The sequence below is a fragment of the Veillonella parvula DSM 2008 genome, from assembly GCF_000024945.1.
Taxonomy (GTDB): domain Bacteria; phylum Bacillota; class Negativicutes; order Veillonellales; family Veillonellaceae; genus Veillonella; species Veillonella parvula.
The window spans coordinates 1664834-1687875 of the sequence record NC_013520.1 but is presented as its reverse complement, the minus strand read 5'-3'; the positions used below and the strand labels follow the sequence as shown (position 1 = coordinate 1687875).

At 40.1% G+C, this 23042-nt stretch carries 27 protein-coding genes, 9 tRNA genes and 1 pseudogene; 35 read left to right on the top strand and 2 right to left on the bottom strand.

What is annotated here, in order from left to right; all coding sequences use genetic code 11:
* The first annotated feature begins 12 nt into the window (after positions 1-12).
* The 27 genes and pseudogenes from VPAR_RS07510 to VPAR_RS07380 all read left to right on the top strand — a co-directional run bounded on the left by VPAR_RS07510 (position 13) and on the right by VPAR_RS07380 (position 16246).
* Positions 13-576 (top strand): adenylate kinase, encoded by a 564-nt coding sequence (locus VPAR_RS07510; protein ID WP_004695145.1) that lies wholly within the window; start codon positions 13-15, stop codon positions 574-576.
* Between the two features lie 3 nt (positions 577-579).
* Positions 580-1350, top strand: coding sequence for a type I methionyl aminopeptidase (gene map, locus VPAR_RS07505; protein ID WP_004695146.1), 771 nt, complete (start codon positions 580-582; stop codon positions 1348-1350).
* Between the two features lie 22 nt (positions 1351-1372).
* A complete protein-coding gene (gene infA / locus VPAR_RS07500) occupies positions 1373-1591 on the top strand; it encodes a translation initiation factor IF-1 (protein WP_004695147.1) in 219 nt (72 codons plus the stop codon).
* 26 nt (positions 1592-1617) lie between these two features.
* The gene (gene rpmJ / locus VPAR_RS07495) at positions 1618-1731 is read left to right on the top strand and encodes a 50S ribosomal protein L36 (RefSeq protein ID WP_004695148.1); all 114 of its coding nucleotides are present in this window, start codon (positions 1618-1620) and stop codon (positions 1729-1731) included.
* A 23-nt stretch (positions 1732-1754) separates the two neighbouring features.
* Positions 1755-2123, top strand: a complete 369-nt coding sequence (gene rpsM / locus VPAR_RS07490; RefSeq protein WP_004695149.1) for a 30S ribosomal protein S13 — start codon at positions 1755-1757, stop codon at positions 2121-2123.
* 19 nt (positions 2124-2142) lie between these two features.
* Entirely contained in the window at positions 2143-2532 is a 390-nt protein-coding gene (gene rpsK, locus VPAR_RS07485; RefSeq protein ID WP_004695151.1) for a 30S ribosomal protein S11, read from the top strand.
* Between the two features lie 70 nt (positions 2533-2602).
* Positions 2603-3607, top strand: coding sequence for a DNA-directed RNA polymerase subunit alpha (locus VPAR_RS07480; RefSeq protein WP_008602523.1), 1005 nt, complete (start codon positions 2603-2605; stop codon positions 3605-3607).
* Positions 3608-3619: 12 nt separating this feature from the next.
* Positions 3620-3955 (top strand): 50S ribosomal protein L17, encoded by a 336-nt coding sequence (gene rplQ / locus VPAR_RS07475; RefSeq protein ID WP_004695155.1) that lies wholly within the window; start codon positions 3620-3622, stop codon positions 3953-3955.
* Positions 3956-4239: 284 nt separating this feature from the next.
* Complete coding sequence (locus VPAR_RS07470; protein ID WP_012864760.1) at positions 4240-5148, top strand: energy-coupling factor transporter ATPase; 909 nt, start codon at positions 4240-4242, stop codon at positions 5146-5148.
* On the top strand, positions 5148-6008 hold the full coding sequence (locus tag VPAR_RS07465; RefSeq protein WP_012864759.1) for an energy-coupling factor transporter ATPase: 861 nt from the start codon (positions 5148-5150) through the stop codon (positions 6006-6008). Before VPAR_RS07470 ends, VPAR_RS07465 begins: the two co-directional genes overlap by 1 nt.
* Positions 5998-6801, top strand: a complete 804-nt coding sequence (locus VPAR_RS07460) for an energy-coupling factor transporter transmembrane component T family protein (protein WP_008602525.1) — start codon at positions 5998-6000, stop codon at positions 6799-6801. Before VPAR_RS07465 ends, VPAR_RS07460 begins: the two co-directional genes overlap by 11 nt.
* Positions 6798-7583: a tRNA pseudouridine(38-40) synthase TruA gene (truA, locus tag VPAR_RS07455; RefSeq protein ID WP_012864758.1), complete on the top strand. Its 786-nt coding sequence runs from the start codon at positions 6798-6800 to the stop codon at positions 7581-7583. Before VPAR_RS07460 ends, truA begins: the two co-directional genes overlap by 4 nt.
* 296 nt (positions 7584-7879) lie before the next feature.
* The gene (locus VPAR_RS07450) at positions 7880-9631 is read left to right on the top strand and encodes a 2-oxoacid:acceptor oxidoreductase subunit alpha (protein ID WP_004698101.1); all 1752 of its coding nucleotides are present in this window, start codon (positions 7880-7882) and stop codon (positions 9629-9631) included.
* A 1-nt stretch (position 9632) separates the two neighbouring features.
* The gene (locus VPAR_RS07445) at positions 9633-10505 is read left to right on the top strand and encodes a 2-oxoacid:ferredoxin oxidoreductase subunit beta (protein WP_012864757.1); all 873 of its coding nucleotides are present in this window, start codon (positions 9633-9635) and stop codon (positions 10503-10505) included.
* A gap of 205 nt (positions 10506-10710) precedes the next feature.
* A complete protein-coding gene (locus VPAR_RS07440; RefSeq protein WP_012864756.1) occupies positions 10711-12057 on the top strand; it encodes an MATE family efflux transporter in 1347 nt (448 codons plus the stop codon).
* Positions 12058-12164: 107 nt separating this feature from the next.
* Positions 12165-13051, top strand: a pseudogene (locus tag VPAR_RS07435) (prephenate dehydrogenase).
* A gap of 123 nt (positions 13052-13174) precedes the next feature.
* Positions 13175-14212, top strand: a complete 1038-nt coding sequence (gene cobT / locus VPAR_RS07430) for a nicotinate-nucleotide--dimethylbenzimidazole phosphoribosyltransferase (RefSeq protein WP_012864755.1) — start codon at positions 13175-13177, stop codon at positions 14210-14212.
* The gene (locus tag VPAR_RS07425; RefSeq protein WP_012864754.1) at positions 14209-15327 is read left to right on the top strand and encodes a nicotinate-nucleotide--dimethylbenzimidazole phosphoribosyltransferase; all 1119 of its coding nucleotides are present in this window, start codon (positions 14209-14211) and stop codon (positions 15325-15327) included. The genes cobT and VPAR_RS07425 overlap by 4 nt, the downstream gene beginning before the upstream one ends.
* Positions 15328-15527: 200 nt before the next feature.
* Positions 15528-15602, top strand: a tRNA-Gly gene (locus VPAR_RS07420).
* Between the two features lie 5 nt (positions 15603-15607).
* Positions 15608-15683, top strand: a tRNA-Asn gene (locus tag VPAR_RS07415).
* 3 nt (positions 15684-15686) lie between these two features.
* Positions 15687-15762, top strand: a tRNA-Lys gene (locus VPAR_RS07410).
* 5 nt (positions 15763-15767) lie between these two features.
* Positions 15768-15842: transfer RNA gene (locus VPAR_RS07405), tRNA-Glu, on the top strand.
* Positions 15843-15847: 5 nt separating this feature from the next.
* Positions 15848-15923, top strand: a tRNA-Val gene (locus tag VPAR_RS07400).
* Between the two features lie 3 nt (positions 15924-15926).
* A tRNA-Gly gene (locus tag VPAR_RS07395) sits at positions 15927-16001 on the top strand.
* Positions 16002-16008: 7 nt separating this feature from the next.
* A tRNA-Asn gene (locus VPAR_RS07390) sits at positions 16009-16084 on the top strand.
* An 8-nt stretch (positions 16085-16092) separates the two neighbouring features.
* Positions 16093-16167, top strand: a tRNA-Glu gene (locus VPAR_RS07385).
* A 3-nt stretch (positions 16168-16170) separates the two neighbouring features.
* Positions 16171-16246, top strand: a tRNA-Val gene (locus tag VPAR_RS07380).
* Between the two features lie 252 nt (positions 16247-16498).
* On the opposite strand, the gene VPAR_RS07375 is transcribed toward VPAR_RS07380, so the two are convergent.
* Together VPAR_RS07375 and VPAR_RS07370 are read right to left on the bottom strand one after the other, a co-directional pair.
* On the bottom strand, positions 16499-16822 hold the full coding sequence (locus VPAR_RS07375) for a YnfA family protein (protein ID WP_012864753.1): 324 nt from the start codon (positions 16820-16822) through the stop codon (positions 16499-16501).
* A gap of 152 nt (positions 16823-16974) precedes the next feature.
* Positions 16975-17874, bottom strand: coding sequence for a LysR family transcriptional regulator (locus VPAR_RS07370; RefSeq protein ID WP_012864752.1), 900 nt, complete (start codon positions 17872-17874; stop codon positions 16975-16977).
* A gap of 297 nt (positions 17875-18171) precedes the next feature.
* Here VPAR_RS07370 and rpsD point away from each other — a divergent pair, with 297 nt between their 5' ends.
* The 8 genes from rpsD to pgl all read left to right on the top strand — a co-directional run bounded on the left by rpsD (position 18172) and on the right by pgl (position 23025).
* The gene (gene rpsD / locus VPAR_RS07365) at positions 18172-18759 is read left to right on the top strand and encodes a 30S ribosomal protein S4 (protein WP_004695181.1); all 588 of its coding nucleotides are present in this window, start codon (positions 18172-18174) and stop codon (positions 18757-18759) included.
* 78 nt (positions 18760-18837) lie between these two features.
* Entirely contained in the window at positions 18838-19275 is a 438-nt protein-coding gene (locus VPAR_RS07360; RefSeq protein WP_169302145.1) for a hypothetical protein, read from the top strand.
* Between the two features lie 379 nt (positions 19276-19654).
* Positions 19655-19804, top strand: a complete 150-nt coding sequence (locus VPAR_RS09660; protein ID WP_157728052.1) for a hypothetical protein — start codon at positions 19655-19657, stop codon at positions 19802-19804.
* A 6-nt stretch (positions 19805-19810) separates the two neighbouring features.
* Positions 19811-20056 (top strand): hypothetical protein, encoded by a 246-nt coding sequence (locus VPAR_RS07355; protein ID WP_012864750.1) that lies wholly within the window; start codon positions 19811-19813, stop codon positions 20054-20056.
* Positions 20057-20266: 210 nt separating this feature from the next.
* Complete coding sequence (rplM, locus tag VPAR_RS07350; protein WP_004695186.1) at positions 20267-20707, top strand: 50S ribosomal protein L13; 441 nt, start codon at positions 20267-20269, stop codon at positions 20705-20707.
* A 20-nt stretch (positions 20708-20727) separates the two neighbouring features.
* A complete protein-coding gene (rpsI, locus tag VPAR_RS07345; RefSeq protein ID WP_004695188.1) occupies positions 20728-21120 on the top strand; it encodes a 30S ribosomal protein S9 in 393 nt (130 codons plus the stop codon).
* Between the two features lie 187 nt (positions 21121-21307).
* Complete coding sequence (fabM, locus tag VPAR_RS07340; RefSeq protein WP_012864749.1) at positions 21308-22099, top strand: trans-2-decenoyl-ACP isomerase; 792 nt, start codon at positions 21308-21310, stop codon at positions 22097-22099.
* A 170-nt stretch (positions 22100-22269) separates the two neighbouring features.
* Positions 22270-23025, top strand: coding sequence for a 6-phosphogluconolactonase (gene pgl, locus VPAR_RS07335; RefSeq protein WP_012864748.1), 756 nt, complete (start codon positions 22270-22272; stop codon positions 23023-23025).
* Positions 23026-23042: the final 17 nt, after the last annotated feature.

Sequence of the window (23042 nt, the reverse complement as noted above, 5' to 3'; positions counted from 1 at the left end):
GAGGGAAACAATATGTATATTCTATTAATGGGACCTCCTGGTGCTGGTAAAGGCACTCAGGCAGCTCGACTTATTGAAAAATACGGTATTCCCCAAATTTCAACAGGTGATATGTTCCGCGCTGCGATTAAGAACGAAACACCTCTTGGAGTTGAGGCTAAGAAATACATCGATGCTGGTCAATTGGTACCAGACAGTGTAACTGTTGGTATCGTACGTGATCGCTTGGTGAAAGATGACTGCAAATCTGGATTTATTCTTGATGGATTCCCAAGAACTACAGCACAAGCTGTGTCCTTGGATGCAATCCTTAAAGAATTAGGAATTTCTTTGGACGCTGTACTTAACTTAAATGTTCCTTCCGAGGAATTGGTTAAACGTATTAGCGAACGAGCTGTTCTAGAAAATCGTGCTGATGATAACCCTGAAACAGTACAGAAACGTCTAGCTGTGTACGAAGAATCTACTAAACCATTAATTGATTACTATCGCAATAGCGGATTGTATCAAGAAATCAATGGTTTACAAGATGTAGACGCAGTATTTGCTGACATCATTAAGGCGTTGGAGAAATAATCTATGATTATTTTAAAATCGCCCCATGAGATTGAATGTATCCGCAAGGCAAGTAAGCTTACAGCAGACACGTTGTCCTTGTTAGTAAAAAAGGCTAAACCTGGCATCACGACGCTTGAGTTAGATACAATTGCCGAAGAATATATTCGCAGCCACGGTGGTATACCAAGTTGTAAAGGGTACTATGGATTCCCCGCTACAATCTGTGCTTCTATTAACGAAGAAGTCGTTCATGGTATTCCGAGCGCTAAGCGTAAGCTTAAAAACGGCGATGTCCTCAGTATTGATCTCGTATCATCTATTGATGGATATCACGGCGATTCGGCTGTGACGATTCCTATTGGTCACGTCAAACCCGATGTGATGAAATTGTTAAAAGTTACAGAGGAAAGTCTGTTCAAGGGAATTGAACAAGTGAAAGTCGGTAACCGTATTGGTGCTATCGGTCACGCTGTTCAAACGTATTGTGAGAAACATGGTTACGGTGTCGTACGCGACTTCGTAGGTCATGGTTTAGGCCGCGAAATGCATGAAGATCCGCAAATACCAAACTATGGTAGTCCTGATCAAGGACCTCTTATGAAACCAGGTATGGTATTGTGTATTGAACCGATGATAACTCTAGGGACACATCGTGTTCGTGTATTAGGGGATGACTGGACAGCAGTTACAGTAGATGGTAAACCTGCTGCTCATTTCGAACATACAGTGGTTGTTACAGAAAACGGCCCTGAAATATTAACTATGCGGGAAGAACCGCGGTTAATTAAATAAACAGGTAACCGGAGGAAAAGATATGTCAAAAGAAGACGTTATTGAGGTGGAAGGTACGGTCGTTGAGGCATTACCGAATGCCATGTTCCAAGTTGAATTGGAAAATGGTCATATCGTATTGGCTCATGTGTCAGGTAAAATGCGTATGAATTTTATCCGTATTCTTCCTGGTGATAAAGTTACTATGGAACTGACACCGTATGACTTAAATCGTGGTCGCATCACCTATCGCTTTAAATAAGCATAGGGTCCACAAAGGAGGTACTAATGAAGGTTCAACCATCAGTTAAAAAGATATGCGAAAAATGTAAAATCATTAAACGCAAAGGCCGTGTAATGGTTATTTGCGAAAATCCAAAACATAAACAAAAACAAGGATAATCTGATAGGAGGTGGATGATTAGATGGCACGTATCGCCGGTGTAGATTTACCTCGTGATAAACGAGTGGAAATTGGTTTAACTTATATTTATGGTATTGGTCCAACTTTAGCATCTGAAATTATTGCTAAAACTGGCATCAATCCTGACACACGCGTTCGCGATCTTTCTGAAGATGAAGTAGCGAAAATCCGTGAATTGTTAGATGCTGATTACAAAGTAGAAGGTGACCTTCGTCGTGAAGAAGCTCTTAACATTAAACGCTTAATTGAAATCAACTCCTATCGAGGCAAACGTCATCGTATGGGTTTACCACTTCGTGGTCAACGTACTAAAACGAATGCACGTACTCGCAAAGGTCCTAGAAAAGCAATTGCTGGTAAAAAGAAATAAGATAAAGGAGGGATAAAGCGTGGCTAAAAAAGTTGTTAGAACTAAAAGAAAAGAAAAGAAACATATTGAATCCGGTGCGGCTCATATTCGTTCTACATTCAATAACACTATCGTAACTTTGACAGATACAAACGGTAATGCGTTGTCTTGGGCTTCCGCTGGTGGCTTGGGCTTCCGTGGTTCTCGTAAATCCACTCCATTTGCTGCTCAAATGGCTGCTGAACAAGCTGCTAAAGCTGCAATGGAACATGGTCTTCGCACTGTTGAAGTATTCGTAAAAGGTCCTGGATCCGGCCGTGAAGCTGCAATCCGTGCTTTACAAGCTGCAGGTCTTGAAGTTACTTCCATTAAAGACGTAACTCCAATTCCTCACAATGGTTGTCGCCCTCCAAAACGCCGTCGTGTATAATTTATAGTGACCGATATGATACGGTGCTATAATTAACTATGAACGTGTGTTATATAGGAGGATGTTCCTGATGAGCGAAGAAAAGAAACTTAAAATCGAGAAAGTGGACATCGCCGATGGCGGTCGTTATGGTAAGTTCGTATGTGAACCATTAGATCGTGGTTATGGGATCACTCTCGGTAATAGCTTACGCAGAATTTTGCTTTCATCCTTGGATGGGGCAGCTATCACCTCTATCAAAATTGATGGAGTTCTTCATGAATTCTCTACTATTCCTGGTATTCGCGAAGACGTTACGGATATTATCCTTAACTTAAAGCAATTGTGCATCAAAGTTGAAGAAGAAGCACAATTACCTTTGGAAGTTCATTTCGACTTCCAAAAGGATGGAATATTGACAGCTACTGATTTAGCTGAACAATTCCCGCCAGAGGTAGAAGTATTGAATCCTGAACTCGTGATTGCGACAATGGATGAGACAGCTCATCTCGTAATGGACGTAGTAATCGAACGAGGTAAAGGCTATGTTCCTTCAACGAAGAATAAAAAAGATACTGATGTTATTGGTTGTATTCCAATCGATTCCATCTTCTCTCCAATTCTTCGTGCTAAATACGAAGTGAGTGATGTTCGTGTAGGCAATGAAATGGACTTCGACAAGCTTACATTAGAAGTTTGGACTGATGGCTCCATTACTGCTGCTGATGCAGTGGCAAAATCTGCTGCCATTATGATTGGTTATTTAGGGAACTTCACTAAATTAGCGCATTCTGCAGATGTTGTAGATGTAAACACTGGTGAAGGCGGTATCGTTATAGATCCAGTAGGTTCCGATAATGAAGAACCAGCTGTAGATGACGGCCCAGCAAAGATTTCCATCGACGAGTTGGAACTCTCTGTTCGTGCGTATAACTGCTTGAAACGTGCTGGCATTAATACAATTGCAGACTTGCTAGACAAAACCATTGATGACTTAGGAAAAGTTCGCAACTTAGGTAAAAAATCTATCGATGAAATTGAGGAAAAACTCAATAATCACCCAGGTGGTTTTCAACTTAAACAAAAAGGCGAATAAGGAGGAAGACGAATGTACAGAAAATTAGGCCGCGACAGCTCCGCTCGTAAAGCGTTGTTCCGTAGCATGTTAACATCTTTCTTCCAATATGAGCGTATTGAAACGACTGAAGCTAAAGCGAAAGAACTTCGTTCTTTAGCTGATCAAATGGTAACTTTGGCTAAACGTGGTGATCTTCATGCACGTCGCCAAGTTCTTGCATACCTCATGGATGAAAGTGTAGTAAAAAAATTGTTTGATACAATTGCTCCAAAATATGCAGACCGCCAAGGTGGTTACACTCGTGTAATCAAAACTGGTCTTCGCAAAGGTGACGCTGCACCTTTGGCTATTATCGAGTTAGTTTAATCAAACTCATACGGTGTTGTAACTTATGTTGCAGCACCGTTTTTTTATTGTCAATTTTATGGTACAATCGACTAGTATAATATCGTAATATGTTAGCAGTTATCGTAAAGGATGAATATGTATTGTCAACCTTTTGCATAATATCTAAGAGATTATTAAATTCAAGTTCTATTAAATAGGATAAATTGAAATATGGGGATTATGCACCACATGAGTATGATAGATGATGCAAATGGTTCTACTTTCATAGAAACGAAATTGACTAGAAAGATATGAGGTTATCCATGAATGAACAAGACATTATGATTGAGGTCAATCATATGAGTCATATTTATACTGATGAAAACGGCAATGATGTACGTGCCTTGGATGATGTGAATCTATCCATTAAGCGCGGTGAATTTGTTTGTATCATTGGAACTAATGGCAGTGGTAAAAGTACGCTTGCCAAGCATTTTAATGTGTTATTACAACCTAGTGAAGGTCATATCAATGTATGTGGCTTTGATACGCGGGATGAAGCGCATATTTGGAATATTCGCCAACATGTAGGAATGGTATTCCAAAATCCTGATAACCAAATCGTAGCGGCCGTTGTAGAGGAGGACGTTGCCTTTGGTCCAGAAAACTTAGGTATTCCTAGTGCAGAAATTAGACAACGTGTTGATGCAGCGTTAGCCGCTGTTAATATGACTGAATATAGAGAACATGGTCCCCATTTATTATCGGGCGGACAAAAACAACGTATTGCTATCGCAGGTGTATTAGCGATGAAGCCTGATTGTATCGTTCTTGATGAACCAACAGCGATGCTCGATCCAAAAGGTCGCCGCGAAGTGCTTGAAACGGTTCACAAGCTCAATAAGGAAGAGGGCATTACGATTGTATATATTACGCACTTCATGGAGGAAGCTGTTACGGCAGACCGAGTTGTGGTGATGAAAAATGGTGTGAAATTACATGATGGTATGCCTCGTGAAATTTTTAGCCATGTAGATACTTTAAAAGGGCTGGGCCTCGATGTACCAGTAGCCTCTGAGATTGCTTTCAAATTGAATGCTAAAGGTTATGAAGTGGGTAAGAGTATCATTAATAATGAAGAGTTAGCAAAGGGCCTTAAAGGCTCAAAGTTAGGCAAGCAATTATCCGCTATACACTCAACAGATGCTCCAAGAGGGGAGGCAACCCACTAATGGCGATCGTATTAGATAATATTACATATACTTACGGCATGGGTACTCCTTTTGAAAAGACTGCACTTCGTGGTGTATCTCTTACCATTGAAAATGGGGAGTTTTTAGGTGTTATCGGTCATACTGGTTCCGGTAAATCTACCTTTGTACAGCATCTAAATGGTCTATTACATCCTACAACTGGTACCGTTACGGTCAATGGTGTAGATATTAGCGCCTCCACAGAGGAAGCTAAAAAAATGCGCCATAAGGTTGGTATGGTATTCCAATACCCAGAGCATCAATTGTTTGAAGAAACCATTGCGCAAGATATCGCCTTTGGCCCTAAAAATTTAGGTCTTAGTGCTGATGATGTAGATGAGCGTGTGCGAGATGCGATGAAGTTCGTAGGGCTCGATTACGACACGTATGCAGAACGTTCTCCATTCCATTTATCTGGTGGTCAAATGCGTCGCGTGGCTATTGCTGGCGTAGTGGCTATGGACCCAGATTTTCTCGTGCTCGATGAACCATCTGCTGGTCTTGATCCATTTGGACGGGAAGAAATCTTTGAAGAAATCATTCGACTACATAAAGAAAAGGGAATAACTGTAATTCTTGTATCTCACAATATGGAAGATATTTCTCGCATGGCCTCTCGTCTTGTAGTACTCGATAAAGGGCGTATCGTTCTCGATGGTGAACCGATGGACATCTTTAATAATCATCGTGATGAATTACAGGCTGTCGGTGTAGATGTACCGCCAGTGTCCGTTACTATGGAATATTTGCGTGAACAAGGCCTTGATGTGTCTAATCGCGTACTATCTGTAGATGATGCGGTACAAGCAATTCTAGAGGGAGGTAGCCATGTTAAATAACATTACTATTGGTCAATACTTCCCAGGGAATTCCTTCTTGCATCGCATGGATCCGCGAGCAAAGATTATTGCTACTACCATCTTCGTAGTGGCTATCTTCTTGGCAAATTCTCCACTAGCCTATGGCATAGTAGGTGGTTTCACCATCTTTGCAATGCTATTATCGCGTTTGCCATTACGTCTGATGTGGTCTGCTATTAAACCGCTTTGGATTATCATCGTATTTACTATGGGGATTCACATTTTTACGACACCAGGGAATCCAATTTTTCAATGGGGGATTATTAATATTACCGACCATGGCGTGGCAATGGGCCTTCAAATGGCGGCACGATTAATCTTCTTAATCTTGTTTTCTTCTTTGTTGACCTATACCACATCACCAATTCGCTTAACTGATGGCATCGAGCACTTGCTCAATCCGTTCCGTCGCATAGGTGTTCCTGCTCATGAGCTCGCCATGATGATGACTATTGCCTTGCGTTTCATCCCTACCTTATTGGATGAGACAGATCGTATTATGAAAGCACAATCTGCTCGTGGTGCAGACTTTGTGACAGGCTCTATTATTCAACGAGCGAAAAACATGGTGCCACTTTTAGTGCCATTATTTATCAGTGCGTTTCGACGGGCCGATGAATTAGCTATCGCTATGGAAGCGCGTTGCTATAGAGGTGGCGTCAACCGTACGCGTATGAAGGAATTACAAGTTACCTATGTCGATTATATTGGTGTTGGCGCTGTTGTTTTGGTAACTATTGTACTTGTCGCATTGTGGTGGTTAGATCTATGAGAAACATACAGATCATAGTGGCTTATGATGGTACAGATTTAGCAGGTTATCAAAAGCAACCTAATGATAAAGGCTTAACGGTACAAGGATGTTTGGAATATGGTTTATCACGTATTTGTAATGAACCCATTCAAATTTATGGTGCATCTCGTACGGATGCAGGGGTGCATGCTAAATTTCAGGTATGTACCTTTCAAACATCAGGGACTATACCAGTAGAAAATATTCCTCGTGCTATGATAGCTCATATACCTAAGGATATAGTCGTTATAGAAGCGATAGAAATTCCGTTAGATTGGAAGCCACGGTGGAATATATACGGTAAAGAGTATGTATATACGATTCATAATCAGCTCATTGCAGATCCTTTGACGCAGCGGTATCATTGGCATGTGAAAAAGCCCTTAGATATTGATCGGATGCAGGCCGCAGGTAATGAACTAGTAGGTACGCATGACTTTACAACCCTAAAGGGAACGAATTCAACCCCTGCGGATCCTGTAAAGACAATTATGGGAATTCGTGTTGAGGCCCGAGGTTCACAGGTGACGATTTCTGTGGTCGGTGATGGGTTCTTATACCATATGGTGCGTAATATTGCAGGCCTACTCGTAGATGTCGGGCTTGGTCGCCGTAAGGTGGAGGACATTAAAGGGTATTTAGCAGCTAAAGACCGCCGTGTTATAGGGAAAACTGCACCCGCTCAAGGCTTATGTTTAGAAGAAATATTCTTTACTGAAGAACGGCAACAAGAGGTGTTACGGAATAAATATTCTAAATAATTTAAGAATAAATATTCTATATAATTTTATATAGACTCTTTTTTTGCCGTCTGAATATAAAACGATAAGCATAAATACTAAAAGGATACTACTTAGAAAGTAGTATCCTTTTTCTCTTATAATTTTTAGTTATAATACCTTAATTTATACCTATTATTATGTGAAATGATACATTGTAAACCTAAAATATACATGATACAATGACGATATAAGACAGGTTCGTACTATAAAACATTAACATAGTAAGGTAGACTCTTGTCAGCAGTGTAATTTTTATCCTAAGGAGGGTGAATCTCTTGCAAAAACGTAAAGATTTTATCTGGAAAATGGGCGGCCAACAAGGTGAAGGTATCGAGAGTTGCGGCGAAATTATGGCTACAATCCTTGCTAAAGAAGGCTACTCTTTGTATAGCCAACGTTTATTTGCATCTCGCATCAAAGGTGGTCATACTACATTCGCATTGCGCGTAGCATTGGAACAAATTATGTCTATCGGTGAAGGGGTAGACTTCTTGCTTTCCCTTGATCAAGAAACCGTTGATATGCACGGTTCCGAAGTACGTGATGGTGGATATATCATCTGTGATAGCAAAGTTAATCCAGACTTTTCTAAATTTGAAGGTACAAAGATTAATTGTTTATCTTTGCCTATCTCTGAAACAGCAATGAAACAAGGCTCCTTGTTGATGCGTAATATCGTAGCACTTGGAATGTCCGTAGCGCTTCTTGGTTTTGATACTAAGATGTTTAAAGATGCTATTACTGAGAAATTTGCAAAGAAATCCCAAGAGATTATTGATAAAAACTTGGCTGCTTTCGATGATGGTCATAGCCTTGTAATGGAAAAATTAGGCGATGTTGAAATCGATACATTGCCAGCGCCTGGTAAGAAAGATCAAATGTTCTTATTAGGTAACGAAGCATGTGCTCTTGGTGCTATTGCTGCGGGCTCCCGTTTCATGGCATCATATCCTATTACGCCAGCATCCGAAGTTATGGAATACATGATTAAAACTATGGATAAGTTGGGCTCAACTGTTGTTCAAACAGAAGACGAAATCGCAGCATGTATGACAGCTATGGGTGGTGTATACGCAGGTGTTCGTGGCTTTACATGTACTTCTGGTCCAGGCCTTTCCTTGATGGCAGAATCCTTGTCTATGGCTTCCATGGCTGAATTGCCAATGGTTGTTATTGACGTTCAACGTTCTGGCCCATCCACTGGTATGGCTACAAAAGTTGAACAATCCGATATTGATGCAGCTTGCTACAATGCACATGGTGACTACTCTGGTATCGTAATTTCTCCAACATCTATTGAAGAATGTTTCTATGAAATTCAAAAAGCTTTCAACTTGGCAGAAATGTACCAATGTCCAGTTATCTTTATGCCTGACTTACAACAAGGTTTGAATAAACAATCCGTTCCTTCTTTCGATTTGAACCGCGTACCTATTAATCGAGGTAAAATGATGAAAGAAGCTGAGCTTCCTGAATTGGTACAACCTAACTATTTCAAACGCTTTGAATTGACTGAAGATGGCATTTCCCCTCGTACAATTCCAGGCATGAAAAATGGTCTATTCCTTTCCACAGGCTTAGAGCATAATGAAGAAGGTAAACCAGCAGAAGCGCCTACAATGCACGTAGCGCAAACTGATAAACGCTTCCGTAAATTGGAAACTGTAGCTGACAATTATGAACCATTCTTGAACAATGCTAAATACGATGAAGCGGATGTACTCGTTGTAGGTATGGCTTCTAGTCGTGGTGCTATCGAAGAAGCTGTTGCTGAATTCGATCAAGAAGGTGTTAAAGTTAACCATTTACAATTGCGCTTAATTAAACCATTCCCAGCAAAGCAATTACAACCGTTCTTTGATGCGGCGAAAAAAGTAGTTATTGTAGAACACAATAAAACTGGTCAATTGGCTAACTTATTTAAAATCAACATGCATAAGAAACATAAGATTTCTAGCTGCTTGAAATACGATGGTAATCCATTCACAAAAAGTTATGTGAAAAATGCGATTAAGGAGGTCCTATAATATGACAACAGCTAAAGATTACAGAAATGATATTCGTCCTAACTGGTGTCCAGGCTGTGGCCATTATGGGGTTCAAGCGGCGATTACTGACGCTGTAGTAGCGAAAAATATTCCACCAGAAAAATTAGCCGTAATTTCCGGTATTGGTTGTTCTAGCCGTATCGGTGGCTATTTCTACGCTTATGGTGCGCATACAACTCATGGCCGTGCGCTTCCTTATGCGCAAGGCGTTAAGCTTGCTAACCAAGACCTAGAAGTTATCGCATTTTCCGGTGACGGTGATGCGTTTGCTATCGGTATGGGTCACACCATTCATGCTTTTAAACGTAATGTAAACATGACATACGTAGTAATGGATAACCATGTATATGGTTTGACTAAAGGTCAAGCATCCCCTCGTTCTGACATCGGTTTTGTTACAAAAACAACTCCTCATGGTGCGTTTGAGTCTCCATTGTCCGTTTGTGAAACTGCGATTGCAGCAGGTGCTACATTTGTAGCGCAAAGCTATATGGTGAATCGTAAAGAGCTCGTTGATTTGATTCAACAAGCTATAGATCATGAGGGCTTCTCCTTCATCAATGTATTTAGCCCATGTGTTACATACAACAAACGCAATAGTTATGATTGGTTCAAAGAACATTTAGTAGCATTGCCTGAAGGTTATGACCCAACAGATCGTGCAGTAGCGCTTAAAACTTTGGGTGATACTGATGGTTTGGTTACAGGCCTTATCTATCAAAATACATCTAAACCTTCCTTTGAAAAAGCAATGGCTGCAGCAAATGGCGGACCACATCCTCGTCCATTGACTGAAGATGTTGTAAAACCTGACCAAGCATTATTTGATAGCCTTTGCAATCAATTTAAATAATATTAGTATCGTACCCATTAGGTAGGATGCTGATTAAAGAAACGTGTCACCTTCGGGTGGCACGTTTTTTGTATGTACTATTTTATGAAAAACTATTTAGTATATTGCTTTCTGCGATTTGTCCCATGTGGTTATATAACGTGATATAATAAGGACATTGTATGATATTCATTGCAATTGTATCGTATTCATTGCAGAGGTTTTTATGAAAGCATACGAAAAGGGGATTAGTCTATCTATCTGGACTTTGAGTTGGCCTATATTTATTGAAGTGTTCCTACAGATGCTAGTAGGTAATATAGACCAATTGATGATGAGTCACTACTCGCCTCAAGCGGTAGCAGCGGTAGCTAATGCCAATCAAATTTTAAATATCTTTATTATGCTCATCATCGTCATGAGTACAGCTACGACGATTTTGATTGCCCAATATTTAGGAGCGAGAAACCAGTCCAAGCTATCAGAGGTATGTACGGTCAGCTTAATGATGAATTTTCTCTTTTCATCTATAGCGGCAGTATTCTTTATTACTTGCCATGAATGGATCTTTACATGGCTAGGTATACCACCAGAAACGATGAGTGATACGTCGATATATACTACTATCGTTGCTGCAGGGCTACCGATACAAGCGATGTATTATGCGTTAGTAGCCGTATTTAGAGGGCACTCATTAACACGTGTTACCATGTACATTGCCCTTGTGATGAATATCATTCATATTCTAACAAACTATGTATTAATCTTTGGACATGGTCCAATACCAAGCCTTGGTGTATTAGGCGTTTCTATTTCTACGTGGCTATCTAAAGTGGTAGGGCTCGTGATTATTGGATATACTTTTAAGAAATTATTAACCTTAGAGGTGAGCTTTACATTCTTAAAACCATTTCCGTGGCATACGGTTAAATCTTTATTGCATATCAGTGTTCCTTCTGGTGGAGAAACATTGAGCTATCAATTATCTCAAACTACGATTATGAAAATGGTCAATATTTTAGGCTTAGCAGTTATTAATACTAAAGTTTATGTATCTGTTATCGCCATGCTTTGTTATGTATACACCATAGCACTATCCAATGCTTCACAAGTTATCGTAGGTTTCCTAATGGGCGCTAAACGCCAAGAGGAGGTTACTAGTCGTGTATGGAAGTCCATGTATTTAGCGATTGCTATTAACGTAGGTCTTGCTACATTCTTCTATGTGACTAGTGATTTTGTTGTCTCTGTGTTTACTTCGGATCCGGAAATCCTAGAGTTAGCACATAATGTATTACTGGTTGAGATCTTTCTTGAGTTAGGACGTGCAGTAAATATCGTTATGGTTGGTTGTTTGCAGGCTGCCGGTGATATTCGTACGCCTATGCTAGTGGGAATCTTTGGCATGTGGTTATGCGCCGTGCCATTATCGTATCTATTTGGTATTTACTGGGGTTGGGGCCTTGTTGGTATATGGATTGCCATGGCCGCTGATGAAATCTTGCGAGGTTTATTGTTTATATATCGTTGGTATAGCGGTAAATGGAGAAACAAGCATCTTATCGAAGCTTAATTTCATTCTCCCTAATTTTGATTTACAATTAGCTAAATAATAATGTAATATAACTAGCATTATATTGGAGAATAGACATTGCTAGTTTTACTTGAAAGTAGGTTTATATGAGTAAGACAGTAGGCATTATTGGCTTAGGCCTATTAGGTGGATCCTTGGCAAAGGCCTTAAAGGAATATACAGATTATGAGGTAGTAGGCTATGCACGTCGTCAAGAGGTCTGTGATGCGGCCATTCAAGATGGTGTGGTAAAAGCTGCGTGGACTGAAGTTGAGCCATTGATTAAGAACTCAGATATCGTTGTGTTCTCCTTGCCACCTGATACAAATGCACGACTTTTTACTGAAACGGCTCATCTATTTAGATCGGGACAAGTTGTAACCGATGTATCTAGTGCGAAGGAAAATTTTGTACGAGCCGTTTATGAATCGATTCCTAAGGGGACCGTTTTCGTATCTGTCCATCCTATGCAGGATCCGAAAAGGGCGGGTATGAAGTATCTCATAAAAACCTATTCAAAGGTATGGGCTGGATTGTGTTAGAAGATAAGGCATCTGATGTATATAGTGAAGAAGTAGCTCAAGAATTAGCTGACATGGGTCGTGCCTTAGGGTCTCGTATCGAGTTTGTCGATATTTACGCTCACGATGCATATCTGGCTATGGTTAGTCATATGCCTCACTTATTGGCCTCTATTTTAACACAAGTTTCGGGAGGCGATGAATTGGGCGAATTACGCATGAAGTTATCTGCTGGCGGTTTCCGTGATTGCACCCGTGTTGCAGGTGGATTACCATCGATGTGGCGTGAAATTATTTATGGGAATCGTCGTAATGTCATTGAAGGGCTCACACAGGTTGAAGCAGAAATTCAACGTGTAAAAAAGATACTTTTACAAGAGGATGACGGTCAAGAATTAGAAATCTATCTTGAACGAAGTCGCGAGATTCGAGGAAAGTTACCGTATTTAACTGGTCAAATCAAGGATAATTAAAATGGCGTAGTTTTGTATCCTATAAGAGAGTAAATGTAACTGAAAAAATATGACATATATCTAGAATCGTGTATACTATATATCGATATGAGTATGTAAATATATTATGTTAAGGGAGCTTTTATGAGTTTGTTACAAGAAACTTGTGGCGCTATTACAGGTCGCAGCTTAAAGATTGAACAACATATATTTAATAGCTGGAATGCAGAATCGCCGGTGGAACTATATGGTCGTCTTGTAGATGTTGTGGCTCAATATGGGGCGGCTACGAATCAAGAGCAGGTAACCGTGCCAAAACCATGTATGATTATTGCTTCTGCGGATCATGGCGTAGCTGATATGGGTGTCAGTGCGTATCCCAAGGAAACAACTGTTGGAATGACACAAAATTATCTAATTCCTAAAGGGGCGGGTGCTAACTCCCTAGCTAATTATTGTGGGGCCCAAATGGAAGTTATCGACATGGGGATCGATGCAGATATGAGTTGGGTTCCAGGCCTTCGAAGTCATAAACTGGGGATGGGTACAAAAAACTTTGTAGAAGAGCCCGCCATGACGCGCGAACAAGCCGTGGAGGGCATCGAAACAGGGATTCGTCTAGTAAAAGAAAAAATCGATGAAGGCTTTAACGTATTTTTGGTAGGTGAAATGGGTATATCAAATACGACAGCTAGTGCCCTTATGACCGCTAAGTTTGCAGGACTTACAGCGGAAGAGGCGACGGGACGAGGAACGAATATTTCCGATGAACGACTCAAACTAAAACAGCGGATTGTTCATGATGTGCTAGAAAAATATAAGGATATTAGTAAGGATGATGCTCTTGGTATTTTATCGTCTGTAGGCGGTTTTGAATTTGCTTGTATTGTGGGTGTTATCTTAGGCGCTGCAGCAAATCATGGGTTAGTTATTATCGATGGATTTAATACATCGGCTTGTGCATTGGTGGCTAAAACATTGGCTCCAAAAGCGATGGATTATGTGATGGCTTCACATTTATCTGCTGAAAAAGCGGCCAAATCTTCCTTAGAAAATTTAGGCCTTGAAGCCTATGTAGATTTAGGCCTTTGTTTAGGTGAGGCTTCTGGTGGATCCATACAAATGGGGATGCTAGATCTTGCGGTGCATATGTATATGGCCATTACAGGAGGTAATAAATGAGAACTTTCAAAGTTGAGCCGTTAGATACACAAGCAATGGAAACATGTCGATTCCGTATTGATAATTTGACAAAGCCTATCTATAGTCTGGCTACGTTAGAAACTATAGCGGAGCGTTTTGCAGGAATTTTAGGAGACCCTAAACCAAATCATTTGCGTCAAGGTGTGCTCGTTGTGGCAGCTGATCACTTGGTAGATGGACCGCAAAATGATCAACATGGTAGTGAAAGTTATGCTGCTATAAAACGCTTTAATGAGGGAAGAACAGCTACACAAGGGGCTGCAGCTAAATTAAATGCTGTTGCACATGTGGTGAATGTAGGTCTAGAACAAGACACTTCTGATTTAACAAATATTGAGCAACAGGTGATTCGAAAAGGGTCTCATTTCTTTGGCGTAGAACCTGCTATTTCTCGAGATGAATTAGAGCGTGCTCTTGAGCTAGGTTTTACCTATGCAGACAAATTACATGCAGATGGACTACAAGTGGTGGCGATTGGTAACGTAGGGGAGAGGGCCTTTCTGGACTCTCTTGTAACGACGGCGACAATCACAGGTTGTGCCTATGAGGATATTCTCGTTCATAATGAATATGGCCCTACGATAGAGCAACGCGCTGCTCATATTCATTCTTTTGTAGATCGATTTAATATTGCTGTGGATGATTGGTCTACTATTAGTGAAAGTGAGCGCCGTGATGCAGTATTGCACTTGCTTCACATAGCGGGTGGTTTAGATATTGCATTTTTAACGGCCTTTATCTTAGGAGCTGCTAGCCATCGCATGGCTGTAGTCTTTGATAATATAGTAACTGGTGCAGCTGTTTTAGCGGCGGTTACCATTGAACCGCTAGTTAAGGACTATGTGTTCCCGTCGGCTGCCTATGATGAGCCTATACATGATGAACCTATACATAAGGAACAATGTCGCTTCTTAGGGGTAAAGCCTTATTTAGACTATAAACTGCTAATCGATGAAGCATTAGGGTCAACTATGGGTCTATCTATAATCGATGCATCTATGCATATGCTAAATGACATGAAAACCTTCGTTGAAGCGGAGGTGAGTGTAGCCGAAGATGGGGCTGGTAAAGGTAGACAAAAGAATAAAGAATAACCCGTTTTAAAGGGGGATTGTACCATCGCCCTTTTTCTTATGTGGGCGATGGTCTTTAAACCAATATTTACTAGCATTTTATGGAAAAACCATTGACACTATATGTGTAAATTGATATTATTATATGGCAGTCAGGACGGACTTAATTCATCCTTGACGACAGATTGATAATTATGTTATAGTAATTATCGGTTCTGTATGCGGGAATAGCTCAGCGGTAGAGCACCGCCTTGCCAAGGCGGGGGTCGCGAGTTCGAATCTCGTTTCCCGCTCCATACATTCCTCGATAGCTCAGTCGGTAGAGCAATCGGCTGTTAACCGATCGGTCGTAGGTTCGAGTCCTACTCGAGGAGCCATTTGACTCACTAGCTCAGTTGGCAGAGCACCTGACTTTTAATCAGGGTGTCCCGCGTTCGAGTCGCGGGTGAGTCACCATTTTTGGCCCGTTGGTCAAGCGGTTAAGACACCGCCCTTTCACGGCGGTATCCCGGGTTCGATTCCCGGACGGGTCACCACATATGGACGATTAGCTCAGCTGGGAGAGCGCCTGCCTTACAAGCAGGATGTCGGCAGTTCGATCCTGTCATCGTCCACCATTTGCGGGAATAGCTCAGCGGTAGAGCACCGCCTTGCCAAGGCGGGGGTCGCGAGTTCGAATCTCGTTTCCCGCTCCATACACATTCCTCGATAGCTCAGTCGGTAGAGCAATCGGCTGTTAACCGATCGGTCGTAGGTTCGAGTCCTACTCGAGGAGCCATTTTTATTGGCCCGTTGGTCAAGCGGTTAAGACACCGCCCTTTCACGGCGGTATCCCGGGTTCGATTCCCGGACGGGTCACCACATGGACGATTAGCTCAGCTGGGAGAGCGCCTGCCTTACAAGCAGGATGTCGGCAGTTCGATCCTGTCATCGTCCACCAAAGTAAACGGTTATCTTCGGATAGCCGTTTTTTAGTATGTAAAAAGTACATATGGATATAAAAAATACATATGGTCATGTAGATAAATAAAGGAGTACAACTGTTATAGTTGTACTCCTTTTGTTGTAATGTTTATATGGTTTTATGTAAAAATATATAGTTGCTATGGTTGTACTTTCAAAATATATAGTTAGTTATTGTTATATCTAAAAAATATAAATTTTATTATAGTCACATCTGGAAACTACATATTTAACGTGGCGCATACATGATGATATATACACCTACGAGACATACAAGGCCGCCGATGATATCGTACATATCTGGTCGTAAGCCGTCCACAAGCCAGCCCCATAGAATAGAGAGGGCAATGAACACCCCGCCGTATGCTGCGTATACTTTGCCGAAGCTTGCTTCTGGCTGGAAGGTGGGGATGATGCCGTATAAGAATAAAATAAAAGCACCTGCAATTAGGTATAACGGACCTTTATCGTCACGCATATAGAGCCATACAAGATAGCCGCCGCCGATTTCCGCAAGTCCTGCTAGTATAAAGAATAGAATAGATAAGAGCATAGTAACCTCACTGTATTCTTACTATATTAATTGAAATCTATTCTCTATTTTACAACTTAGGACAAGAGTGGGCAATTGTTTTGTATAGTTAGGTCATTTGTTGTTTATAGTAAAACCCCGTACACCAAAAGGTATACGGGGTCTATTCGTTATTATAAACGTGGTGGTGATTCGCTGTGCACGTAGTCCATAAAGGTATGCATAGTTTCTGTTTTAGAATTATTCTTCTTAAATGCGAAGCACACTTGCAGTTTGAATGGTTTTTCTAAAGGAACAAAGCCATCATTGATGTTTAAAGAACTTAAAATTTGGCGTGCTACGATGCAACCAGATTTATTCTTTTGACAGTAGTCGATCATTGTATATGGATTGGATAGACGGCTACCGCGGATATGTAGGTTTTGTTGACCGTTCCCAACATAGTTTTTTAATGTGCGATACATAAAGTATTTAGGTGGATACATGAGCAGTGGTTGTTGCTGGATAGCTTTTAAACTGGCTGTTTCCATACCGTTCACTAAGTTTGGTGCATAGTATACAAATTCGTCTTCTCTAAGCGCGGTGGATTCGTATGCGGACATATCCTTATTATTTGGTAAATAGAGTAATGCAATGTCGATGCGGTTTTCGCGTAAGTCGAGCATCAATTCTTCTTCTTCCATATCGTAAATACTAACAGAGAATTCAGGATGGTTTTGGAAGAAGTGGGAAACATAACCGTTTAGACGGATATCCCCAAGACTACGTAATACGCCAATGTTTAGAATTGGGCGTTCAACCTTGCTAGCCAAACGAATGGATTGGATAGCTCGTTCCAATGTGTCGAGAACTTGTTCTGCTTCTGGTAGGAATAACTCACCTTCTGGTGTTAAACGGCTACCTCTTGTAGAACGGGAGATTAATTTCACACCAACTAAACGCTCTAATTTTTTCATTTGAGCGCTGAAAGCTGATTGTGTAATATTCATAGATTGTGCAGCTAATGTAAAGCTTCCTGTTTTATTATAGGTAATAAAACTTTGTAGCTCTTGCATTGTAGGTAACTCTTTCATGTTATTCCCCCAACTTAGACATAAGACTCCAATGATACCTATTACCTTACTTATTCATATTGTAGCATACTATAATTGATTTTTCATCTAAATCTATAAAATATGATGAAACATGCACAATCGATATAGTGCGTTGTATTATCGTAAAAAAGTGTAATTCAAAATTGTGATTATGCACTTATTTCAATGACTTTCACAAGTATCGATAATTGACATAACTAGATGAAAATGATATTATACTTGGGTACCATTATGTGTAGGTACAGGTTTATTTTAATCTTATGAGGTGATAATCACATGGCAACGAGAAGAGAGGCTCGATTCAAACTTTGTCGTCGCTTTGGTGTGAACGTATTCGGTCACGCAAAAGCCTTGAATCGCGTCAAAAAAGACCAACGTCAGAAGAAAATGTCTGAGTATGGCACACAATTATTAGAAAAACAAAAAGTTAAAGCTTACTACAACTTGCTAGAACGCCAGTTCGTACGCTATTATGATAAAGCAAAAAAAATGCAAGGTGTTACAGGTCAAAACATGTTGATCCTTTTGGAACAACGTCTTGACAACCTTGTATATCGCATCGGTTTCGGTAACTCCATTCGTCAAGCTCGTCAAATGGTAAACCATGGCCACATCTTGGTAAACGGTCGTCGCGTAGATATTCCTTCCTTCTCCTGCAAACCAGGCGATGTAATCGAATTGCGCGAAGCATCTCGTGACAACGAAATGTTCAAAACTAATTTCCAAGAACTTCGTTCTTTCGAACTTCCTTACATTGAAAAAGACTTGGAAGGCTTCAAAGCTACTTTCACTCGTCTTCCTCAACGTGAAGAACTTCCTATCGAAGTTAACGAAACACTTATCGTCGAATTGTACTCCAAATAATTTGGTGCAAAAATCCGCAGTGCAACGCACTGCGGATTTTTTATAATTGTATGGGTACAAGAAAGTATTGGTAGTAGCGTGGGATATACAATGCTTATTAATCATACTGGTAGAGCGGGACACCCACTAAAGGATTCATATTTTTATGGTTCTTTAATTGGTCAAGGACGGACTAAGGATACTGGTGAATGGATTTGGCTCTTTAAAGATACAAAATCTAGGGAGGAGTTTGAACGAATAACAGGAAATACTCAAAGAACTGATCAAAAGCCTTCTATTATGGGACCTGTTCAATCAACATTAGGGATTGTTACAAATGAATTTACATCGTATAAACAACAAAATATTGTAAATTACTTATATGATAAACTATCGAAAGCCAAGCAAAACTCAGCTAGTGATATTAATACAATTTCTACATTACTAAAACTACATAAAGAATTACAGCAATACGGAAATCAATATGTTATTGACAGGCGATTAGTGAATGCTATTGAAAAAGTGCTAATACGCTAGGCTTTAAGTATAGTTATGATAATAACCTAAGCATTAATGCAAATATAAGAAAGGTTTTATCAGAGGCAAAACAGAACTATAATAACACTAAATATATCTATGCTACTGTTGAAGCTGGCCCAGGGATAGGTGCTCAGACTAAACTTGGTCCTGCAAGTGTGCGAGCCAATGTTAAAGCGGGTACTAAGAGATATATTAATTCCAGTAAAGAAATTGATATGGGAGAAGCGAATCTTAATATCGAGTTGCAGGGTATGAATTTGGGCCATATGTCTCTAATCAAGTTAATCCATTAACTGGCGCAACTGAAAGTAATATTGGGTTTAAAGCTGGTAAAAATATATTAAGTGGAAGTAAATCAAAAGATACAACTATAGGTTTGGGCCTAGGTTGGTATGCAGGATTAGGTGGTAGTGGTGAAGCTGGACTTAATGTAACAAATATTTATAATTCAATTGTAGGAGATAAATCTGAAGAAGATAAGGCCTATGATGAAGTATCTGATTTACTGAAAAACTACGGAGGATAATATTTTATGAAAGATTTATTCATTTTTTTTAAGAATATTGATCCACAGTTTTATACCTGTATATTTGGTCTGGTTGTAACTGGAATTGGCATATATAATCCTTTGTTATTGGGTTTATACTCTCCTGACAACAATTATAATGAAAGTCCGGGTATGATATTTATTTTTAGGCTTATTAGTGGGATGTTGTTTTTAATAATAGTTTTGTATTTATTATATCGGCTTGTTACAGGAACCTGGTTTGGCATTTAAAATTGAGCATTTAGTTTTTTTTACTAAATGGAAAATAAAGGTAAAATATATCATCTACAAAGGCAAAAATCATAGTAACTTTTAATTGACACAAACCCATAAAATCTGTATACTATTTTGAGTAAGCTTTAGTCGTGTTTCCATTAGCCCCGGAAGCAAAGGACAAGCTGATTTTGGTAGAATTATGACGTTATTAGGAGGATATGCAGCATGAAAACTACATATATGGCCAATCCGAACACAATCGAACGGAAATGGTATGTTGTTGACGCTGAAGGTAAAACTTTAGGACGCCTTGCTGCCGAAGTTGCAAAAGTTCTTCGGGGCAAAAATAAACCAACTTTCACACCACACGTAGACACTGGTGACCATGTGATCGTTGTAAACGCTGAAAAAATTCGCGTAACTGGTAAAAAATTGGAACAAAAGGAATACTTCCGTCACTCTGGTTACCCAGGTGGTTCCCGTTTCACTAAATTGTCCATGATGCTTGAAAAACAACCTGAACGTGTTGTTGAAATGGCAGTTCGTGGTATGCTTCCAAAAAATAAATTGGGTGCACAACAATACCGCAAATTAAACGTATACGCTGGTCCTGAGCATCCACATGCAGCTCAAAAACCAGAAGTGTTAGAAATTTCCGTACGATAATCTAGAGGGAGGAATATATAATGGCAGTAGCACAATATTACGGCACTGGTCGTAGAAAATCTTCCGTTGCTAGAGTTCGTCTGGTACCGGGAACAGGTAAAATCACTGTTAATAAACGTGAACTTAATGATTATTTCGGTCGCCAAACTTTGGAATTGATCGTAAAACAACCTTTGAATTTGACTAACACAGTTGAACAATATGATGTTATCGCAACTGTAGCTGGTGGCGGTCCTTCCGGTCAAGCTGGTGCAATTCGTCACGGTATTTCCCGTGCGTTATTGGACGTAGATGGTGAACTTCGTCAATCTTTGAAAAAAGCTGGCTTCTTGACTCGTGACCCACGTATGAAAGAACGTAAAAAATACGGTCTTAAAAAAGCCCGCAAAGCAAGCCAATTCTCCAAACGTTAATATTTGGAATACAGGGTATTACACCTGCAGACAATGTCTGCAGGTGTTTTTGCATTATTAGATAATTTTTAATACTCAAGTCAGTTTAATTTTCATTCTTTCATTTACATCTATATTTAATTCTCCTATAATAGATATATAATAATCGAATTTTTTCGAAAATAGATTTTTATATAGGAGAAATCATATGATTTATAATACAATTCAGTACGTAGTAGATAACGGTATTGGTACGTTGACCTTTAATCGTCCAACCGTAGCCAATGGTTTTAATATCGAGATGTGCAAGGAGATCCTTGAGGTCTTAGATAAGGCTCATAATGATGAAAGTGTTCGTGCATTGCTCATTAATGCAGAAGGTAAAGTATTCTCTGCGGGTGGCGATTTAACAGAGATGGAGCGCGCTGTAAACGAAGGGGATACTGAGTCTTTATTTGAAATCGTTGAGTTGGTAGCTGAGATTTCTATGGCCATGAAGAAGTTACCAAAACCTGTTATTATGAGCCTTCAAGGGGCTGCAGCAGGCGCTGCCTTCAATATGGCTTTAGCGGCAGATTTTGTTGTAGCTGCTAATAACGTACGCTTTATTCAAGCTTTCGTAAATGTAGGTCTTGCTCCTGATGCGGGTGGTTTATTCTTATTGACTCGCTCCATTGGTATGAACCGTGCTATGCATATTGTCATGACCGGTGAAGCCGTATCTGCTGAAAAGGGTAAGGAACTTGGCTTTGTGTATAAGGTTTGTGAATTAGAAGATTTAGAGACCGCTACAAGACGCCTTGTTGAAAAATTGGCAAAAGGACCTGCACAATCTTACCGCGTTATGAAGGAAATGATGTGGAATAGCTTCTTAGTAGGTTGGGAAGAGTACAAGAAGTTTGAAGTAGAAAACCAATGTGCATTAGGTCTTTCAGAGGACTTCAAAGAAGGTGTACGTGCTTTCACAGAGCGTCGCCGTCCTAAATTTGGTCAACAATAATATTGATTTATGAATATACGGAATGGAATTTCCTGTAATTCATAAGAAAATACAAATAAAATTAGAACCGATGTGGCTCCAACTATTGAGTTACATCGGTTTTGCTTTCATTACACAGAAAAAGTGTATATAATAGAACTATTGAAATAGTTTTAGGAGGTCATTATTACATGGCTCAAGATACAATTAAATGTTATGACAGCCCTAGCGATGTAGTTCAAGCATTGGCAGAGGATTTTATTGCTTTCACCAACGAGGAAATCAATCGCACTGAAACGTGTGTTGTTGGTATTACGGGCGGGACTGTTATTAATGGTTTATTAGAATTGCTTAATTCCCCAGAATATATAGAGCGCCTCAATTGGGAACGCATATTCTTTGTGTGGACTGATGAGCGATTCTTGCCGCAATCTCATGAGGATAATTACTTCAATCGCGTGAAACCTTATTTGTTGTGCAAGGCGAAAGGGGCGGCTCATTTCTTGCCAATCAATACAGATTCTAAAACTGTAATAGAAGCGGCAGCGGAATACGAGAAAGAGGTTAAGAATGTTCTCAAGGCTTGTAAAAAAAGCGGCCTAGATTTGGCATTGCTCGATCTTGGCGAAGATGGTCATACAGCCGGTCTATTTGCAGGTTCTCATGCATTGCGTGTCACAGATCAAGAGGTGGTAGCTGTTGAGGATGGAAAGGTGTGGGAACGTATTTCTATGACCTTTTCGTTCTTAGCAAAATCTGATGCGGTTTGGTTTACCGTAACTGGTGAAAGTAAGCGAACTGCTTTGACAAAGGTATTGTATCAACGCGAAGATTACGAGGATTTACCTTGGGAAAAACGCATTGGTCGTGTATTGCCTGGAGCGGTGCTTTCACAAGAAGCTATGACCTGGTATGTGGACAAGGCAGCCTATGATGATGTACACTAAAGAGTATAAGTAGTAGT

Excerpts from the sequence above, each read along its gene's own strand:
- VPAR_RS07460 (WP_008602525.1), top strand. The coding sequence starts at position 5,998 with ATGTTAAATAACATTACTATTGGTCAATACTTCCCAGGGAATTCCTTC.
- rplM (WP_004695186.1), top strand. The coding sequence starts at position 20,267 with ATGAAAACTACATATATGGCCAATCCGAACACAATCGAACGGAAATGG.
- VPAR_RS07440 (WP_012864756.1), top strand. The coding sequence starts at position 10,711 with ATGAAAGCATACGAAAAGGGGATTAGTCTATCTATCTGGACTTTGAGT.
- fabM (WP_012864749.1), top strand. The coding sequence starts at position 21,308 with ATGATTTATAATACAATTCAGTACGTAGTAGATAACGGTATTGGTACG.
- map (WP_004695146.1), top strand. The coding sequence starts at position 580 with ATGATTATTTTAAAATCGCCCCATGAGATTGAATGTATCCGCAAGGCA.
- rpsI (WP_004695188.1), top strand. The coding sequence starts at position 20,728 with ATGGCAGTAGCACAATATTACGGCACTGGTCGTAGAAAATCTTCCGTT.
- VPAR_RS07370 (WP_012864752.1), bottom strand. The coding sequence starts at position 17,874 with ATGAAAGAGTTACCTACAATGCAAGAGCTACAAAGTTTTATTACCTAT.
- rpmJ (WP_004695148.1), top strand. The coding sequence starts at position 1,618 with ATGAAGGTTCAACCATCAGTTAAAAAGATATGCGAAAAATGTAAAATC.
- VPAR_RS07480 (WP_008602523.1), top strand. The coding sequence starts at position 2,603 with ATGAGCGAAGAAAAGAAACTTAAAATCGAGAAAGTGGACATCGCCGAT.
- VPAR_RS07445 (WP_012864757.1), top strand. The coding sequence starts at position 9,633 with ATGACAACAGCTAAAGATTACAGAAATGATATTCGTCCTAACTGGTGT.
- VPAR_RS07465 (WP_012864759.1), top strand. The coding sequence starts at position 5,148 with ATGGCGATCGTATTAGATAATATTACATATACTTACGGCATGGGTACT.
- VPAR_RS07425 (WP_012864754.1), top strand. The coding sequence starts at position 14,209 with ATGAGAACTTTCAAAGTTGAGCCGTTAGATACACAAGCAATGGAAACA.
- rpsM (WP_004695149.1), top strand. The coding sequence starts at position 1,755 with ATGGCACGTATCGCCGGTGTAGATTTACCTCGTGATAAACGAGTGGAA.
- VPAR_RS07470 (WP_012864760.1), top strand. The coding sequence starts at position 4,240 with ATGAATGAACAAGACATTATGATTGAGGTCAATCATATGAGTCATATT.
- pgl (WP_012864748.1), top strand. The coding sequence starts at position 22,270 with ATGGCTCAAGATACAATTAAATGTTATGACAGCCCTAGCGATGTAGTT.
- rpsD (WP_004695181.1), top strand. The coding sequence starts at position 18,172 with ATGGCAACGAGAAGAGAGGCTCGATTCAAACTTTGTCGTCGCTTTGGT.
- cobT (WP_012864755.1), top strand. The coding sequence starts at position 13,175 with ATGAGTTTGTTACAAGAAACTTGTGGCGCTATTACAGGTCGCAGCTTA.
- VPAR_RS07375 (WP_012864753.1), bottom strand. The coding sequence starts at position 16,822 with ATGCTCTTATCTATTCTATTCTTTATACTAGCAGGACTTGCGGAAATC.
- VPAR_RS07510 (WP_004695145.1), top strand. The coding sequence starts at position 13 with ATGTATATTCTATTAATGGGACCTCCTGGTGCTGGTAAAGGCACTCAG.
- truA (WP_012864758.1), top strand. The coding sequence starts at position 6,798 with ATGAGAAACATACAGATCATAGTGGCTTATGATGGTACAGATTTAGCA.
- infA (WP_004695147.1), top strand. The coding sequence starts at position 1,373 with ATGTCAAAAGAAGACGTTATTGAGGTGGAAGGTACGGTCGTTGAGGCA.
- VPAR_RS07355 (WP_012864750.1), top strand. The coding sequence starts at position 19,811 with ATGAAAGATTTATTCATTTTTTTTAAGAATATTGATCCACAGTTTTAT.
- rplQ (WP_004695155.1), top strand. The coding sequence starts at position 3,620 with ATGTACAGAAAATTAGGCCGCGACAGCTCCGCTCGTAAAGCGTTGTTC.